This is a genomic window from Fictibacillus aquaticus (assembly GCF_002245695.1).
In the GTDB taxonomy this organism is placed as follows: Bacteria; Bacillota; Bacilli; order Bacillales; family Fictibacillaceae; genus Fictibacillus; species Fictibacillus aquaticus.
This window is the reverse complement of record NZ_NOII01000108.1, coordinates 1-1,494: the sequence shown is the minus strand read 5'-3', so window position 1 is coordinate 1,494 and position 1,494 is coordinate 1. Positions and strand designations below refer to the sequence as shown.

The window sequence follows — 1,494 nt, the reverse complement described above, 5'->3', positions numbered from 1 at the left end:
GTAACCGTAACACTCTTGCTCGTAGGGGTATTCTTAGCCATCTTGCTAAACATCAACCATGTAGCAGGACAGATCGAAAAAGACGTTCACATTCGGGCGTTCATCGAGCAGACGGAAAAGAAAGAGAACTATGCTGCTTACGAAAAAGAGCTGGAAGAAATTCAGAAAGTCGAATCAGTTAAATTCCAGTCTAAAGAAGAAGGCTTGAAAAACTTGATTGAAGACCTTGGAGATGAAGGGAAAGTTTTCTCTGGTCTTCAAAAGGAAAACCCGCTTCCTGACACGTTTGTCATTGAGACAAAGAAGCCTCAGGATACGGCGCTTGTCGCCAAACAGATTGAAAAGTATCCGTTCGTCTATAAAGTCGAGTACGGAAAAGGAACGGTTGAAAAGCTGTTTGAAGTAACTGGTGCAGCAAGGAACGTTGGTATCGCGCTCGTCATCGGGCTTATTTTTACTGCTATGTTCCTGATCGCCAATACGATTAAGCTGACAATCGTATCCCGCCGCCGTGAGATCGAGATCATGAAGCTTGTTGGTGCGACANNTCCGTCAGCCAGAAGCTTGGAACCGTCTTTATTGACTTGCTTCCGGTTTACCCGCTCATTCCGCAGCTGGCACTTCTATTGGTAGCAATCGGCGGAACGATCGGAATCTGGGGAAGCGTGACATCAGTGCGCAAGTTCTTACGAGTATAATCATAAACGCGACATATAATTCGGGGTACAAGGGGGAAAAGTAACACATGAATCGAAGGATTGCAGGAATTACTCTTTCACTCAGTCTTGCACTGGGAACACTAGCTTTTTACCAGCAGCCAGAATCTACCGCTAAAGCCGAAACATTATCAGAAATCAAAAAGAAGCAGGATGCCAACAAACAGCGCGGTGCAGCAGCTGAAAAGAAGCTCGCTCAAAACGAGCACAAGCAAGATGCACTTGAATCAGAAATTGCGCGTCTTGATAAAATTTCTACTGAAACCGATGAAAAAATCAGAGCGAAAGAAGCAGAGATCGCAGATACGAAGGAAGAAATCGCTGAACTTGAAAAAGAGATCGAAGTCGTGCAAAAACGCATTGACGAGCGCGATAAGCTTTTAAAAGACCGTGTTAAAGCCATGTACGAAAACGGCGGAGCGGTCAGTTATCTAGATGTTATGCTTGGTTCTAAGGACTTCGGCAACTTCATCGAGCGTGTATTCGCTCTTAATATGATCGCTGACCAAGACAAGCAGATTCTAGAGGATCAAAAGAAAGATAAAAAGCTTTTAGAAAGCAAAAAGTCCAAAGTTGAAGCAGCATTGACGAAGCTTCAGATTGCAGCATCGCAGCTTCAGGAACTACGTAAGCAGCTAGATTCACAGATGGCTGCTAAGGACAAGCTTATGGATCAGCTTAAAAAAGATCAGTCCCATCTAGAGCATGAGGTGCATAAGGTAGAAAACGCTGAAAAGCTATTGAAGGCTCAGGAAGCAGCTATCCGCGCCGAGATGGA

General features: G+C 44.6%; 2 protein-coding genes. Both read left to right on the top strand.

Features of this window, described 5'->3' with window-relative positions; genetic code table 11:
- Positions 1 to 15 precede the first annotated feature (15 nt).
- Positions 16 to 633, top strand: coding sequence for a permease-like cell division protein FtsX (locus CGZ90_RS20290; protein WP_425590193.1), 618 nt, complete (start codon positions 16 to 18; stop codon positions 631 to 633).
- 112 nt (positions 634 to 745) lie between these two features.
- Positions 746 to 1,494, top strand: a 749-nt coding sequence (locus CGZ90_RS20285; RefSeq protein ID WP_420841361.1) for a coiled-coil domain-containing protein, incomplete at its 3' end; no start/stop codon positions are given.